Here is a 14528-nt window from a genome sequence, read left to right as displayed (position 1 = left end):
CACCATGACCCGCGAAGAGCGCCCGAATGGCGACGATGAGCGCCCCATCTCGCCCTACCATGCCCCCGGCTTTTACGCCGACGCCCTCGCACGCGGCCGCCACCGCGACATCGTCGGCGGCCGGTGGGAGGAGACGGGGCTGATCCAGATGCAGCTTCTCCTGCACGCAGGGTTGGAGCCGCACCACCACTTCCTTGACATCGGGGCAGGCTCGCTCCGGCTCGGCTGCCGCCTCGTGCCCTATCTCATGCCCAACCACTACTGGGCAACCGACCTTTCCGGCGCACTCCTCCAGCGCGGCTATGAGGTGGAACTGGCCGACAAAACCCGCCTTTCCCCCGATCACCTGATCGAGGATGCCAATTTCGACTTTCCCGGCCTGCCCGACCACATCACCCACGCGATGGCCTTCGCGGTCTTCACGCACCTACCACTGCCGATGCTGGCCCACGGCCTCGCACAGGTCCACGCCCGCTTTCCCGCGCTTGATTGGCTGATGTTCACCGTCTTCATCGCCCCCGACGACCGCTTTGCCAGCCCGGTCCGCCAACCCGACGGCGTCGTCACCCACCCCGACCGCGCGCCGTGGCATCACCGCATGTCCGATGTTTTGCAAACAGCCCGCGCCGCAGGCTTTGACCCCACGCCCTTGCCCACCGAACTGCCGCGCGGCCAGTGGCTTATTCAGGCCCATCCCCTGCGCTAGGATCAGCCCTCAAACCCGATGCTGGCCAAAAACTCCGCCTGCCGCGCCCGCAAGATCGCGTCAAACCCCGCGACCCCCAGATCCAGCGCCAACCCGCCAAGATTGGGCCGAAACGCCGCCTCCTCGATCAGCCCGAGCGCCGTCAGCGATGCCATCTGATCCGGCCGCAAGGTTTTCAGCCCCACCAACAGCGCGCGGAAAAACTCTGGATCCCCCACGTGCTCCTTCATCGCCGTCAATTGCGCCATCCGCCCCGACTTGTGGCGCGGCGGGCCGGGCAAGGGCTTTTCATGCGCCCGGCGCAACAGCTTTAACAGATAGTGAAACTCGGTCAGCCCGTCGAAATGCAAAAGCCGCGTCGACACAATCGGCCAGGACGGCACATCGCCCTGCGGCTGATGGATGTTCAGCTTGTAGCCGCGCCCGGTCCGCACCACGCCCTTGCCATTGGGATGCCCCGTCAGCCCCCGGTCCAGAAACGCCTCCACCGGATGATAGATCGCCTCCAACCGCCGCGGCTCCTCCACGATCGGCTGACGAAACACCCCGTCAAAGAGGCCCCTCTGCGCCACCCCCGCCAGCATCACCCGCTCCGACACCCGCAGCCGCAGATGATCCCGCGCGCCCGGCACCTCGGCCAATTCCGCAGCCATCGCGCGGCCATCGCGAATGAACTCATCCGCATCGCAATGCACCAGCCAATCGGCCCGGCAAGCCGCATAGGCGATATTGGCGTTGATGATCTGGCGGCGGGTATGCAGATAAGGCCGCGTGCCGTTGTTATGCGCGGCCCAATGGTCCTTGTTGCAGCGCGTCAGCTTGCAACCCTTCATGTCCCGGATCAGCGCCACCGTCTCGGGGTCGGGCTTGTCCAAAAACAGATGCACCTCACGCGCACCCTCATTCAGATGATGCGCCACGAAAGCGGCCACCAAAGGGGCAGGCTCATCCACCGTCGCCACCACGGCCCAACTGGCACTCATCGACATTCTCCACACGGCCTGACCCTACGCTAATTCAGCCAAAGCCCCCTTGCAATCAAGGCATGCAACCAAGGCGTGCGGCCCCGCTTGCGCTAACTGTGATCACAAGATTTTTTCATGTGATCACAAATGTCGCTTTTCCCGCCTCAACCCGCGATTCCCGTTTTGAGCAAGCCTGTTTTCATGCCATGACCGCCCAAATTCATCTGAAACGGGGGCCCGCCCATGAATATCCACGAATATCAGGCCAAGGCGCTCTTGCGCAGCTATGGCATCCCGGTGTCCGACGGCCGGGCCGTCATGAAGGCCGAAGAGGCCAAGACCGCCGCAGGTGAGCTGGATGGCCCGCTGTGGGTCGTCAAGGCGCAGATCCACGCCGGTGGGCGCGGCAAGGGCCATTTTGTGGAACCCGAAGCGGGCGAAAAGGGCGGCGTGCGTCTGGCCCGTTCGGTCGGTGAAGCCGCCGAGTTTGCCCGCCAAATGCTGGGCCGCACCCTCGTCACCATCCAGACCGGCGCGGCTGGCAAGGTGGTGAACCGCATCTACATCGAAGACGGCAGCGACATCGACCGCGAGTTTTACCTCGCCCTCCTGATCGACCGCAAAACCAGCCGCATCTCCATCGTCTCCTCCACCGAAGGCGGGATGAGCATCGAGGATGTCGCCCATGACACCCCCGAAAAGATCCTGACCTTCGACATCGACCCGGCCACCGGCTACCAAGATTTCCACGGCCGCCGCGTCGCCTTTGGCCTTGGCCTCGAAGGCGCGCAGGTCAAGCAATGCGTCAGCATCGTCCGCAACCTCTATCGGCTCTTTGTCGAAAAAGACATGGACATGATCGAGATCAACCCCTTCTGCGTGCTGAAAGACGGCTCATTGAAGCTTCTCGACGCCAAGATGGGCTTTGACGGCAACGCCATCTACCGCCACCCCGACATCGCCGCCCTGCGCGACGAAACCGAGGAAGACCCCAAAGAACTCGCCGCCTCGAAGTTCGATCTGAACTACATCGCGCTGGACGGCGAAATCGGCTGCATGGTCAACGGCGCAGGCCTTGCCATGGCCACGATGGACATCATCAAACTGTACGGCGCGGAACCGGCCAACTTCCTTGACGTTGGCGGCGGTGCCACCAAGGAAAAGGTGACCGAGGCCTTCAAGATCATCACCTCTGACCCCAACGTCAAAGGCATCCTCGTCAACATCTTCGGCGGCATCATGCGCTGCGACGTCATCGCCGAAGGCGTGATCGCAGCCGTCAAAGAAGTGGGCCTTCAGGTGCCGCTGGTCGTCCGCCTCGAGGGCACCAACGTCGAGTTGGGCAAGGAAATCATCCGCAATTCCGGTCTGAACGTCATCGCAGGCGACAACCTCGCCGATGCGGCGCAAAAGATCGTCAAGGCGGTCAAAGGCTAACCCGTGGGGCGGGGCTGACCTCGCCTACGTTCCCACACTTGGCGGGGCCAGCCCCGCTCTTCGGAGACACAACAATGTCCGTTCTCGTCGACAAGCACACCAAGGTCATCTGCCAAGGCTTCACCGGCAGCCAAGGCACCTTCCACTCGGAACAGGCCATCGCCTATGGCACTCAGATGGTCGGCGGCGTCACCCCCGGCAAAGGGGGCACCACCCACCTGAACCTGCCCGTGTTCGACTCTGTCCATGACGCCATGGCCCGCACCGGCGCCAATGCCTCCGTCATCTACGTCCCGCCACCCTTCGCCGCCGACAGCATCCTTGAGGCGATCGACGCCGAAATGCCGCTGATCGTCTGCATCACCGAAGGCATCCCGGTTCTGGACATGATGAAGGTCAAGCGCGCCCTTCTGAATTCCAAATCCCGCCTGATCGGCCCGAACTGCCCCGGTGTGATCACACCGGACGCCTGCAAGATCGGCATCATGCCCGGCCACATCCACCGCCGCGGCTCGGTCGGTGTCGTGTCGCGCTCGGGCACGCTGACCTATGAGGCCGTGAAGCAGACCTCGGACCTTGGCCTTGGCCAGTCCACCGCCGTCGGCATCGGCGGTGACCCGATCAAGGGCACCGAGCACATCGACGTGCTTGAGATGTTCCTGGCCGACCCCGAGACGCATTCGATCATCATGATCGGCGAAATCGGTGGTAGCGCCGAGGAAGAGGCCGCCGAATTCCTCGCGTCTGAAAAGAAAAAGGGCCGCTGGAAGCCCACCGCAGGCTTTATCGCCGGGCGCACCGCACCGAAGGGCCGCCGCATGGGCCACGCGGGCGCCATCGTCGCCGGTGGCAAGGGCGACGCGGAATCCAAGATCGAAGCGATGAAATCCGCTGGCATCATCGTGGCCGACAGCCCCGCCCACTTGGGCGAGGCGGTGATGAAGGCCATCGGCAAATGATCCGCGCCGGGCAAGACAGCGAAGCGGCGGCGCAGGGGGATCGGGCCATCTGGTCCTTCGCGCTCCTCTTGGCCGTGCTCGCCGCGGGCTTTGGGCTGGCGCTCAGCCAAGCCGAGGTCGCGCCGGGCCTTGTCCACGCCCTGTCAACCATTCTGAACTAAGGCGGCAGGGACACCCCCGCCGCCGACCGCATCTGGCCCTCAAGGGAGGAAACCATGACCGAACAGACCCCAAACTCCGGCTTCCACGCCTCGTCTTCCCTGAACGGGGCCAATGCCGATTACGTGGATCAACTCGCCGCGCGCCACGCCGCCGACCCCTCCTCGGTTGATGCGGGCTGGGCCGAGTTCTTCCGCGCCCTTGGCGACAGCGACATGGAGGCCAAGCGCGCCGCCGCAGGCCCGTCTTGGGCCCGCGCCGACTGGCCGCCCGTGCCCACCGATGACCTGACCGCCGCCCTCACCGGCGAATGGCCGGTCGAAGCCAAGGCCGCCAGCAAAAAGATCGTTGAGAAGGCCGCCGAAACCGGCGTCGCCCTGACCCAAGATCAGATCCAGCGCGCTGTCTTGGACAGCATCCGCGCCATCATGATCATCCGCGCCTACCGCATCCGCGGCCATCTGGCCGCCGATCTGGACCCCTTGGGCATGACCGATCGCGGCAGCCACCCGGAACTTGACCCCGCCTCTTACGGCTTTGCCGAAGCCGACATGGACCGCCCAATCTTCATCGACAACGTGCTGGGGCTGGAAACCGCCTCGATGCGCCAGATCGTCGAGATCGTCAAACGCACCTATTGCGGCACCTTTGCCCTGCAATACATGCACATCTCTGACCCCGAGCAGGCCTCGTGGCTGAAAGAGCGCATCGAAGGCTACGGCAAAGAAATCGCCTTCACCCGCGAAGGCCGCCGCGCCATCCTGAACAAGCTGGTTGAGGCTGAGGGCTACGAAAAATTCCTCCATGTCAAATACATGGGAACCAAGCGCTTTGGTCTGGACGGCGGTGAGGCGCTGATCCCCGCGATGGAAGCCATCATCAAGGTCGGCGGCGCGCATGGCGTGAAAGATGTCATCATCGGCATGCCGCACCGGGGCCGTCTGAACATCTTGGCCAACGTGATGCAAAAGCCCTACAAGGCGATCTTCCACGAATTCCAAGGTGGCTCGTATAAGCCCGAAGATGTGGATGGCTCGGGCGATGTGAAGTACCACCTCGGCGCGTCGTCTGACCGCACCTTTGACGCCAACACCGTCCACCTGTCGCTCACCGCGAACCCCTCACACCTTGAGGCGGTCAACCCGGTTGTCTTGGGTAAGGTTCGCGCCAAGCAAGACCAGCTGGGCGACACCGACCGCTATCAGGTGCTGCCAATCCTTCTGCACGGCGATGCGGCCTTCGCAGGCCAAGGCGTCGTGGCCGAATGCTTCCAGCTTTCGGGCATCAAGGGCCACCGCACCGGCGGCTGTATCCATATCGTGGTGAACAACCAAATCGGCTTCACCACCGCCCCCGCCTTCAGCCGCACCTCGCCCTACCCCACCGACATCGCCCTCATGGTCGAAGCGCCGATCTTCCACGTCAACGGCGACGACCCCGAGGCTGTGGTGCATGCCGCCAAGGTCGCCACCGAATTCCGCCAGAAATTCCACAAGGACGTGGTCCTCGACATCTTCTGCTACCGCCGCTTTGGTCACAACGAAGGCGACGAGCCGATGTTCACCAACCCGGCCATGTACAACCGCATCCGCAAGCAGAAAACCACGCTGCAACTTTACACCGAACGTCTGGTGAAAGACGGGCTGATCCCCGAAGGCGAGATCGAGGATATGAAGGCCGCCTTCCAGGCCCGCCTGAACGAAGAGTTTGAGGCTGGCAAGAACTACAAGCCCAACAAGGCCGACTGGCTGGATGGGCGCTGGAAGAACCTGCAAACCAAAGACCTTGAGAATTACGAGCGCGGCGAAACCTGGATCAAGGCAGACACCTTTGCCGAAATCGGCGCAGCACTCACCCGCGTTCCGGAAGGCTTTGACATCCACAAGACGGTCACCCGCCAGCTGGAAGCCAAGAAAGAGATGTTCGCCAAAGGCGACGGCTTTGACTGGGCCACGGCTGAGGCGATGGCTTTCGGCTCGCTTGCTGTCGAAGGTTTCCCAGTGCGTCTTGCTGGCCAAGACTGCACCCGTGGCACCTTCTCACAGCGCCATTCGGGCTGGGTCAATCAGGTGACCGAGGAACGTCATTACCCCCTGAACCACATCCGCCCCGGCCAAGCCAAATACGAAGTCATCGACTCGGCCCTGTCGGAATACGCGGTCTTGGGCTTTGAATACGGCTACTCGCTGGCCGAACCCAATGGCCTGACCCTCTGGGAAGCCCAGTTCGGCGATTTCGCCAACGGCGCGCAGATCATGTTCGACCAGTTCGTCAACTCGGGCGAATCGAAATGGCTGCGGATGTCGGGCCTCGTCGTCCTTCTGCCGCATGGCTTTGAAGGCCAAGGTCCGGAACACTCCTCGGCCCGACTGGAGCGGTTCCTGCAACTGTCGGCAGAAGAAAACTGGATCGTGGCCAATTGCACCACGCCCGCCAACTACTTCCACATCCTGCGCCGCCAGCTGCACCGCTCATTCCGCAAGCCGCTGATCCTGATGACGCCGAAATCGCTTTTGCGTCACCCGATGGCCATCTCGAAGACCGCCGATTTCCTCGACGGCTCCACCTTCCACCGCGTGCTGTGGGATGATGCCGAAAAGGGCAACTCCAAGCTGACCCTCAAGGCCGACGACAAGATCAAACGCGTCGTGCTCTGCTCAGGCAAGGTCTACTATGACCTGCTGGCCGAACGCGACGCGCGCGGCCAAGACGACACCTACCTCATGCGTCTGGAACAGATCTACCCGATGCCGACCAAAGCGCTGAAGGCAGAGCTTACCCGCTTCAAAGGGGCGGACTGGGTCTGGTGTCAGGAAGAGCCGAAGAACCAAGGCGCATGGTCCTTCGTGGAGCCCGAATTGGAAGCCATCCTCACCGAGATTGGCGCCAAGAAAACCCGCTTTGCCTATGCCGGCCGCAAGGCCAGCGCCTCGCCCGCCACGGGTCTGGCCAGCCGTCACAAATATGAACAGGAAACCCTCGTGAAGGAGGCTCTGGGCTGATCGCCCGGAGGTAGGAGAAGATCATGACCGATGTTATGGTGCCCAGCCTGGGCGAAAGCGTTTCTGAGGCCACCGTCTCGACCTGGTTCAAAAAGGTCGGCGATACGGTGAAACAGGACGAGATGCTGTGCGAACTTGAAACCGACAAAGTCTCGGTCGAGGTTCCCTCGCCGGTCTCCGGCGTCCTGACCGAAATCCTCGCCCCCGAAGGCGCGACCGTGGACGCCAAGGCGCGCCTCGCCATCGTGGCCGAAGGTGCCGCCGGGGCCGCCCCCGCAGCCCCCGCCGCCAAGGTTGAGGCCCCGAAAGCTGCCCCCGCCCCCGCCGCCAAGGCCGTCGAAAACGCCCCCGCGGCGAAAAAGGCCATGGCCGAAGCGGGCCTCTCGCCCGATCAGGTCCAAGGCTCGGGCCGCGATGGCCGCGTGATGAAAGAGGACGTGGCCCGCGCCGCCGCCTCGGTCACCGCTGCAGCCAGCGCCACCCCCGCCCCCGCCGCCATCCCGCGCGCGCCTGTCCCGGCCGATGACGCCGCCCGCGAAGAGCGCGTCAAGATGACCCGGCTGCGCGCCACCATCGCCCGCCGCCTCAAAGACGCGCAGAATACGGCGGCCATGCTCACCACCTATAACGAGGTGGACATGTCCGGCATCATGTCTTTGCGCAACGAATACAAAGACATCTTCGAAAAGAAACACGGCGTGAAGCTGGGTTTCATGTCCTTCTTCGTCAAGGCCTGCAACCACGCCCTGAAAGAAATCCCGGAAGTGAACGCCGAGATTGACGGACAAGACGTGGTCTACAAGAACTACGTCCACATGGGCGTCGCCGTCGGCACCCCCAACGGTCTTGTGGTCCCCGTCCTGCGTGATGCCGACCAAATGGGCTTTGCCGCCATCGAAAAGAAAATCGCCGAACTGGGCCTCCGCGCCCGCGACGGCAAACTCTCGATGGCCGAGATGCAGGGCGGCTCCTTCACCATCTCGAACGGCGGGGTCTACGGCTCGCTCATGTCCTCGCCCATCCTGAACCCGCCGCAATCGGGCATCTTGGGCATGCACAAGATCCAAGACCGCCCGGTGGTGGTGAACGGCCAAATCGTCATCCGCCCGATGATGTATCTGGCGCTGAGCTATGACCACCGCATCGTCGACGGCAAAGGTGCCGTGACCTTCCTCGTGCGCGTCAAAGAGGCGCTCGAGGATCCGCGTCGGTTGTTGATGGATCTCTGATCCCCCCACCCCCACCCCCATCCCCTCCCCACAACGGGGGAGGGGAACCGCCCCTTTGGCCAAGGCCCGCGCCCATGTTCACCCATGCCACAGCTTGCCATCCGACCACCTCCCCTCCCCCTCGTGGGGAGGGGCTGGGGGTGGGGGGCCATCAAAGCGACAAAGGCCGCCCATGACCCCCGAACTCACCGTCCTCACCCTCGCCGCCCTCCTGCAGGTCGTCCAATTCGCCCTCTTCGCCATCCCGGCGAACCGTGAACTTGGCGTGGGCTACACCTCCAGCGCCCGCGACCGCGCGCCCTCGCGGCAAATGTCCCCCGTGACGGGCCGCCTGCAACGCGCGATGAACAACCATTTCGAAGGGCTAATCCTCTTCACCATCGCCGTGCTGGTCGTGACACTGGCCAACCAGTCCACCCCAATCACCCAAACCGCGGCCTATGCCTATCTGATCGCCCGCATCGCCTATATCCCCGCCTATGCCTTTGGCTGGCGGCCTTGGCGCTCACTGATCTGGTTCGTGGGCTTTCTCGCCACCCTTGTTATGCTCATCGCCGCCCTTATCTAACCCTCAACGCACCCGACCGCGTCGGCACGCATGCCATACGCAAACCAGACGCAGGCCAGACGCGAAAACTTAAAGGAAACAACCCCATGGCAGACTTTGACGTCATCATCCTCGGCGCGGGCCCCGGCGGCTATGTGTCGGCCATCCGCTGCGCCCAGTTGGGCCTGAAAACCGCCGTTGTCGAAGGCCGCGACACCTTGGGCGGCACCTGCCTGAATGTCGGATGCATCCCGTCAAAGGCCCTGCTGAACGCGACCCACCACCTGCATGAAGTCCATGAAAACTTTGAGAAAATGGGATTGATGGGGTCAAAGACCACTGTCGATTGGGCCAAGATGCTGGGCTACAAACAAGACGTGGTGAACGGCAACACCAAGGGCATCGAGTTTTTGTTCAAAAAGAACAAGGTAACCTGGCTCAAAGGCTGGGGCAGCATCCCCGCCCCCGGTCAAGTCAAGGTCGGCGCCGATGTTCACACCGCAAAAAGCATCGTGATTGCAACGGGTTCCGAGGCCTCCTCCCTCCCCGGCGTCACCGTTGACGAGAAGATCGTCGTCACCTCCACCGGCGCGTTGGAGCTGGCCGCGATCCCGAAATCCATGGTCGTCATCGGCGCGGGTGTGATCGGTCTTGAAATGGGCTCGGTCTATGCCCGGCTTGGCACGCAGGTGACGGTCGTCGAATACCTTGACGCCATCACCCCCGGCATGGATGCCGAAGTGGCCAAGACTTTCCAGAAAATCCTGACAAATCAGGGTCTTAAGTTCGTTCTCGGTGCCGCCGTGCAAAAGGTTGATGCAGGCAAGAAGGGCGCGAAAGTGACCTATAAGCTCCGCAAAGACGACTCTGAAGTCACGCTGGACGCCGATGTCGTCCTCGTCGCCACGGGCCGCAAACCCTATACGGCGGGCCTCGGGCTCGAAGCACTTGGGGTCGAGATGCTGCCGCGCGGGCAGGTGAAAACCGACGCGCATTTCCAGACCAATATCAAGGGCTTGTATGCCATCGGCGACGCGATTGTCGGCCCGATGCTGGCGCACAAGGCCGAAGACGAAGGCATGGCCGTGGCCGAAATCATGGCGGGCAAGCACGGCCACGTTAACTATTCGGTCATTCCTGGTGTGGTATACACCTCCCCGGAAGTGGCATCCGTGGGGGCAACCGAAGAACAGCTGAAAGAACAGGGCCGCGCCTATAAGGTCGGCAAGTTCCCCTTCATGGGCAACGCCCGCGCCAAGGCCGTGTTTCAGGCCGACGGCTTTGTAAAGATCCTTGCCGATGCGGCGACTGACCGTATCTTGGGCGCCCATATCATCGGCCCCGGTGCCGGCGATCTGATTCATGAGGTCTGCGTCGCCATGGAGTTCGGCGCATCTGCACAAGATCTTGCGATGACCTGCCACGCGCACCCGACATATAGTGAGGCGGTTCGCGAAGCCGCCCTTGCCTGCGGCGACGGGGCAATCCATGCCTGAGGGGCTGACACCAGATCAGGCCGCCTTCTGGGCGGCCTTTCTGGCCAGCCCCGCCGCGCCCCCTGATGCGGACGCGCGGTTTCATTCGGTCTTTGCCATCGGTTCCGGCAGCGACGCGGGCGCGACCCTGATCCTGTCGGGCGTCAAAACCGCGACGTCCTCCCTGCCCTCCGAATTTCAGGACATCGCCCCACCCATCCCCGGCAGCCTGTCGCTCCTCACCGGCGCGGGCGGCCGCCCGATGGGCATCGTTGAGACGCTGTCCATGGCACCCCTGACCCTCAGCCAGATGGACGAAGCCTTTTCAGCCGCCTATGCCGAATGGCCCAACCACACTGGCTTTGTTCAGGGAATGATTGAATGGTATCAAAGCGTTGATCCCGGCTTTACCGCCGAGACCCCGCTTCTGGCTGAGCGTTTTCGGGTGATCTGGCCCACGCCCAAAAGCCCCGCCTAACGCCAGGCTAGGGTGAGATCATCCGCAAGACGCCGTCACAGCCCCTTGTGCGACCCATCACAAAACGCCCCGTTCTTCGACTGCTTGCAGCCGCACAAAAACGCAGTCTTGGCCTCTTCCGCCGTCACTTTGGTCGGCACGAACGAGGTGCCCTTGTGGCTGCCATCGCAAAACGGCTGGTTCTTCGATTCGCCACAGGCACACCAGAAATAGGCTTTGCCCGCCTCCATCTCCACCTTGTAGGGGGCTTTCTGGGCGATCTTCGGCACGTCGGTCATGGGCTGATCCTTTCAAGGGTTGGCTGACGCCAGAATGTGCAGCGATCGCCCGACAAGGCAAGCCCACCCCCTGTGCGCCGATGAAAAGATACCCGGCGCAAACGCACATACAAAAACAGCGCCCGAAGGCGCTGCGTTTTGTCGTCCAAAGTCTGGTTGGTGGAGCCAGGGAGGATCGAACTCCCAACCTCTTGAATGCCATTAGTCTACGTACATATATGTTTCAATATGTTAAAGCATGGTTTATAACATGGGTTTATAACTTTCTGTTTGAGCCGCCATGTCAAAAGCTCCATCCGCCATCCGCCTCTACCAAGGTCTCTCGATTTACAGAGTTGAGAACTCGACCAAGTGGTACGTCAGGGTCTGGGATCGTAAGCGCAAGAAATACATCGTAAAATCCACGGGTGAGGATAGCGCTGTCAAGGCGAAAGCACTTGCGCAGGAACTGGCTCTATCGCTTCTGAAGGCCGAAAAGCCCGTTGAAAAGGAGTTCACCTTTTTCAACTTTGCCTTGAAACTTCTCCATCGGTCCCGTCTTCAACAAACGTCTGGTGATCGCAGCAAGGGTTACGTCAAGGCACTTCACTGGGCTATCCAAAACGAGGACTGGGGGTTGTTGAGGTTCTTCGGCGAGAAGGATGTGCGACAGATACGGACGCAAACGTATCAGGAGTACATGGCTGACCTTGCGAAACGTCGCCCTGACATGACGGCATCAACCCGCAATACCCTGATGGCGACTCTGCGAAACGTCCTGAAGATTGCTAGGGACGAAGGCGTAATTGACGCTGTTCCAGAAACACCCCGTTCTCGGGTGAAGGACAATCCAAGACCGTTCTTCAGGTTTCATCCTCTCGTGGCGAAGGATGATGACAACTATCAAAAGCTGCTGCGGCAGGTGAAGGAGATGGCGGACCAGCGGATTGAGGTCAGAGGCATTGTGATCACAGACGAGCTATACGACCTTGTCTTGTTCCTCACTCATTCCTTCGTCAGACCTATCACGTCTGAGCTATATGCGATCAAGCACAGTGACATCACAATCGCCAACGACCCGAGGCGCTTGATCGTCACCGTTCGAGACGGAAAGACAGGCTACAGGTCCGCAAACACGATGGAAGCGGCTGTGTCGGTTTATCAGAGGATTAAAAACCGCCACCCTAATGCTCAGCCTGACGATTACCTGTTCTTCCCTGATTATAAGAACAGGATCACAGTTGCGAACATCGTACAGCGACAGTTTCGGCAGGTGCTAAAGGACGGCAATATTCAGATCGACGAAGCGACGGGCAAAACGCACACGCTCTATTCCTTGCGCCATACTGCCATCTGTATGAGGATCATCAACAGCGAGGGGCGGGTGAACATCTTCAACCTCGCCAAGAACGCTGGGACGTCGGTCGATCAGATCGAACGCTTCTACGCACGGTTCCTACCGTTGTCGAAGGAGATGGCGAGGAACCTGCAAAGCTTTGGGGAGTAGGGGGAACAACTTGGTTGAACAACCCAAGACGAAGCAGGTCATCAAGTACAGGACGGCGCTAACTTGGGGCATCGCACCGCTGCCCGAGACGACATACGAGCTGAGCACTGACGGCATCGAAGACAAGGTTCGGATTCTCGAAACGGCTGAACAAACCAAGACGGTCAAAACGCTTAGGGTGCCGAATGGCAGCTACAACCGTTGGCTGGAAATTCTAATCGCCACGAGTGACCAGAAATCTCTGGGTCAAACGTTCGGATCCTTCATGGATGGCAGCTCAGAAGATCTTTGGTTTGTAAACAAGGGCAAGAAGGTACACCTCAAGTGGACGGTGGAGCCTCCTGAAGATCAAACGGCTATCAAGGACTTCATAAAGTGGCTTCACGGAGTGAAACTTAACAGCGGGGACGAGGATTGAGGCTCAGTGACAACGAAACTGCGATCCACTTATTGAACATCTTGATAAAAACTTGAGGCAACATTGAGCACAGCACATTATCTTTGGAGCCGTTGGTGCGAGGCTCAGAACTTATTGGCGGACTCAGTGCCGCTGTTCGACTGCGACGACGGCAGCAGGGTTCGCACAAGGCGGATTGGAAGTTCAAATCCAAGACCTGTGCTGTGCCGTCACCCCGAGATGGATGACCTTATGCTGCGGCAAACAGCCATCCTGATCGAAGACTGGAAATCCAAGCAAAATCAATATGACGGCATCATCTACATGATGTTTGTACCACAAACCAACGGTGAAATCCTACCGCTATACATCGGCAAAGCTGAGACGCTGGGCAAAGGGGATGGCAACCTCTCGGCAAATCTAGTCCGCATCGACAAGGATCGTTCAAAGTTCGCTCGGTGGGGCGATAACTATCAATACCATATCGGCGACCTCAGCGCTGCGACTTTGGTGGGGCATCCTGTTGACAAGATCAGCCCGAAGTATTCCCGTTGGGCGGCGGACTTGTTTGACGAAGTTCCGTCAGAAAGTCCTAGGCTAAGGGCTGATGTGCGTTTCTGGGTCAAAGCATGGAAGACCACAGACATCGGCATCTGGTCGGAGATGAGCCCAACAAGGCTGACATTTCTGGAATATCTGTTGATCGGCGTGGCAAGTTCTGTCTTTGGGGATCGGCTGCTGAATGCTGAGGGACGCAATCGTTAAAGACTGCCCGTTCAGCATCAAACCCGTCATCTGGCTTGAAGACCGTCGGACAATCGGTGGGATTTCGGTTGATTGGATTGAACGGTACTACGCAGGGTTCCTGCCGCTCCCAAAGGAGACGGTGAAGAAACTGCAAAGCTTTGAAGAGTAGTAAGCGGGTCCCAGTAAGGACCCGCTACAAGGTCAGATTGCGAGATCGCTCAGCGATTTCCCAGCAGCATGGGCTTCTGCGACCCACTTCGGCTTACGCCCACGACCCGTCCAAGTAATGCTTGAGCTACTCCCCAACTCTTGGACAGCTTTCCGGGTTGTTTAAGCTACTGCCTGCACCTGCTGATCGGTTTCAATGCGGTTAAAGTAGACCACGGCGGGCGGTTGGCCGCCATGGGCAGTGTGAGGGCGTTGGTGGTTGTAGAAGGTGATCCAGCGCCCGATGCCGACCCGTGCCTGCGATCCGGTTTCCCAGGCGTGCAGATAGACGCATTCATACTTCAGGGACCGCCACAGGCGCTCGATGAAGATGTTGTCGATGCAGCGCCCTTTGCCGTCCATAGAGATCCGGGTGCCAACCCGTTTCAGCCTGTCAGTCCAGACGAAGGACGTGAACTGGCTGCCCTGATCCGTGTTCATGATCTCGGGCGGGCC

At 60.7% G+C, this 14528-nt stretch carries 16 protein-coding genes; 12 read left to right on the top strand and 4 right to left on the bottom strand.

The features are described from left to right. Positions 1-4 precede the first annotated feature (4 nt). Positions 5-706: a class I SAM-dependent methyltransferase gene (locus tag AC72UB_RS12350; RefSeq protein WP_505190057.1), complete on the top strand. Its 702-nt coding sequence runs from the start codon at positions 5-7 to the stop codon at positions 704-706. 2 nt (positions 707-708) lie between these two features. On the opposite strand, the gene AC72UB_RS12345 is transcribed toward AC72UB_RS12350, so the two are convergent. Further along, positions 709-1689 (bottom strand): glycosyltransferase family 2 protein, encoded by a 981-nt coding sequence (locus tag AC72UB_RS12345; RefSeq protein ID WP_505190056.1) that lies wholly within the window; start codon positions 1687-1689, stop codon positions 709-711. A gap of 225 nt (positions 1690-1914) precedes the next feature. Here AC72UB_RS12345 and sucC point away from each other — a divergent pair, with 225 nt between their 5' ends. The 8 genes from sucC (at position 1915) to AC72UB_RS12305 (ending at position 10957) form a co-directional block, all read left to right on the top strand. Next, positions 1915-3108, top strand: a complete 1194-nt coding sequence (gene sucC / locus AC72UB_RS12340; protein WP_505190055.1) for an ADP-forming succinate--CoA ligase subunit beta — start codon at positions 1915-1917, stop codon at positions 3106-3108. A 74-nt stretch (positions 3109-3182) separates the two neighbouring features. Further along, positions 3183-4067, top strand: a complete 885-nt coding sequence (gene sucD / locus AC72UB_RS12335; RefSeq protein WP_463291547.1) for a succinate--CoA ligase subunit alpha — start codon at positions 3183-3185, stop codon at positions 4065-4067. Further along, complete coding sequence (locus AC72UB_RS12330) at positions 4064-4228, top strand: hypothetical protein (RefSeq protein ID WP_505190054.1); 165 nt, start codon at positions 4064-4066, stop codon at positions 4226-4228. Before sucD ends, AC72UB_RS12330 begins: the two co-directional genes overlap by 4 nt. A 54-nt stretch (positions 4229-4282) precedes the next feature. Continuing rightward, a complete protein-coding gene (locus AC72UB_RS12325) occupies positions 4283-7228 on the top strand; it encodes a 2-oxoglutarate dehydrogenase E1 component (protein ID WP_505190053.1) in 2946 nt (981 codons plus the stop codon). A gap of 23 nt (positions 7229-7251) precedes the next feature. Further along, complete coding sequence (gene odhB, locus AC72UB_RS12320; protein WP_505190052.1) at positions 7252-8457, top strand: 2-oxoglutarate dehydrogenase complex dihydrolipoyllysine-residue succinyltransferase; 1206 nt, start codon at positions 7252-7254, stop codon at positions 8455-8457. Positions 8458-8629: 172 nt separating this feature from the next. Beyond that, positions 8630-9025 carry an MAPEG family protein gene (locus AC72UB_RS12315; RefSeq protein WP_505190051.1) on the top strand — a complete coding sequence of 132 codons (396 nt, stop codon included), beginning with the start codon at positions 8630-8632 and terminating at the stop codon, positions 9023-9025. 86 nt (positions 9026-9111) lie between these two features. Then, on the top strand, positions 9112-10500 hold the full coding sequence (gene lpdA, locus AC72UB_RS12310) for a dihydrolipoyl dehydrogenase (RefSeq protein WP_505190050.1): 1389 nt from the start codon (positions 9112-9114) through the stop codon (positions 10498-10500). Then, positions 10493-10957 carry a hypothetical protein gene (locus tag AC72UB_RS12305; protein WP_505190049.1) on the top strand — a complete coding sequence of 155 codons (465 nt, stop codon included), beginning with the start codon at positions 10493-10495 and terminating at the stop codon, positions 10955-10957. Before lpdA ends, AC72UB_RS12305 begins: the two co-directional genes overlap by 8 nt. A gap of 35 nt (positions 10958-10992) precedes the next feature. On the opposite strand, the gene AC72UB_RS12300 is transcribed toward AC72UB_RS12305, so the two are convergent. After that, a complete protein-coding gene (locus AC72UB_RS12300) occupies positions 10993-11235 on the bottom strand; it encodes a CDGSH iron-sulfur domain-containing protein (protein ID WP_505190048.1) in 243 nt (80 codons plus the stop codon). Positions 11236-11515: 280 nt separating this feature from the next. Between AC72UB_RS12300 and AC72UB_RS12295 the strand changes: the two genes are divergently transcribed. The 3 genes from AC72UB_RS12295 to AC72UB_RS12285 all read left to right on the top strand — a co-directional run bounded on the left by AC72UB_RS12295 (position 11516) and on the right by AC72UB_RS12285 (position 13883). Next, positions 11516-12721, top strand: a complete 1206-nt coding sequence (locus AC72UB_RS12295; RefSeq protein WP_505190047.1) for a site-specific integrase — start codon at positions 11516-11518, stop codon at positions 12719-12721. 10 nt (positions 12722-12731) lie between these two features. Next, the gene (locus AC72UB_RS12290; protein ID WP_505190046.1) at positions 12732-13139 is read left to right on the top strand and encodes a hypothetical protein; all 408 of its coding nucleotides are present in this window, start codon (positions 12732-12734) and stop codon (positions 13137-13139) included. 126 nt (positions 13140-13265) lie between these two features. Next, complete coding sequence (locus AC72UB_RS12285) at positions 13266-13883, top strand: hypothetical protein (RefSeq protein WP_505190045.1); 618 nt, start codon at positions 13266-13268, stop codon at positions 13881-13883. Positions 13884-14066: 183 nt separating this feature from the next. On the opposite strand, the gene AC72UB_RS12280 is transcribed toward AC72UB_RS12285, so the two are convergent. Continuing rightward, complete coding sequence (locus tag AC72UB_RS12280) at positions 14067-14171, bottom strand: H-NS family nucleoid-associated regulatory protein (protein ID WP_505190044.1); 105 nt, start codon at positions 14169-14171, stop codon at positions 14067-14069. A gap of 24 nt (positions 14172-14195) precedes the next feature. Next, on the bottom strand, positions 14196-14528 hold a 333-nt coding region (locus tag AC72UB_RS12275; RefSeq protein WP_505189770.1), incomplete at its 5' end, for a transposase.

The organism is Allotabrizicola aquatica (SeqCode) (assembly GCF_965194375.1).
Taxonomy (GTDB): domain Bacteria; phylum Pseudomonadota; class Alphaproteobacteria; order Rhodobacterales; family Rhodobacteraceae; genus Tabrizicola_A; species Tabrizicola_A aquatica.
Note: the sequence above shows the minus strand (reverse complement) of the source record. Positions and strands in the feature narration are given on the sequence as shown.

Excerpts from the sequence above, each read along its gene's own strand:
- sucD (WP_463291547.1), top strand. The coding sequence starts at position 3,183 with ATGTCCGTTCTCGTCGACAAGCACACCAAGGTCATCTGCCAAGGCTTC.
- AC72UB_RS12305 (WP_505190049.1), top strand. The coding sequence starts at position 10,493 with ATGCCTGAGGGGCTGACACCAGATCAGGCCGCCTTCTGGGCGGCCTTT.
- AC72UB_RS12345 (WP_505190056.1), bottom strand. The coding sequence starts at position 1,689 with ATGAGTGCCAGTTGGGCCGTGGTGGCGACGGTGGATGAGCCTGCCCCT.
- AC72UB_RS12295 (WP_505190047.1), top strand. The coding sequence starts at position 11,516 with ATGTCAAAAGCTCCATCCGCCATCCGCCTCTACCAAGGTCTCTCGATT.
- AC72UB_RS12300 (WP_505190048.1), bottom strand. The coding sequence starts at position 11,235 with ATGACCGACGTGCCGAAGATCGCCCAGAAAGCCCCCTACAAGGTGGAG.
- AC72UB_RS12330 (WP_505190054.1), top strand. The coding sequence starts at position 4,064 with ATGATCCGCGCCGGGCAAGACAGCGAAGCGGCGGCGCAGGGGGATCGG.
- AC72UB_RS12325 (WP_505190053.1), top strand. The coding sequence starts at position 4,283 with ATGACCGAACAGACCCCAAACTCCGGCTTCCACGCCTCGTCTTCCCTG.
- odhB (WP_505190052.1), top strand. The coding sequence starts at position 7,252 with ATGACCGATGTTATGGTGCCCAGCCTGGGCGAAAGCGTTTCTGAGGCC.
- AC72UB_RS12315 (WP_505190051.1), top strand. The coding sequence starts at position 8,630 with ATGACCCCCGAACTCACCGTCCTCACCCTCGCCGCCCTCCTGCAGGTC.
- sucC (WP_505190055.1), top strand. The coding sequence starts at position 1,915 with ATGAATATCCACGAATATCAGGCCAAGGCGCTCTTGCGCAGCTATGGC.
- AC72UB_RS12350 (WP_505190057.1), top strand. The coding sequence starts at position 5 with ATGACCCGCGAAGAGCGCCCGAATGGCGACGATGAGCGCCCCATCTCG.
- lpdA (WP_505190050.1), top strand. The coding sequence starts at position 9,112 with ATGGCAGACTTTGACGTCATCATCCTCGGCGCGGGCCCCGGCGGCTAT.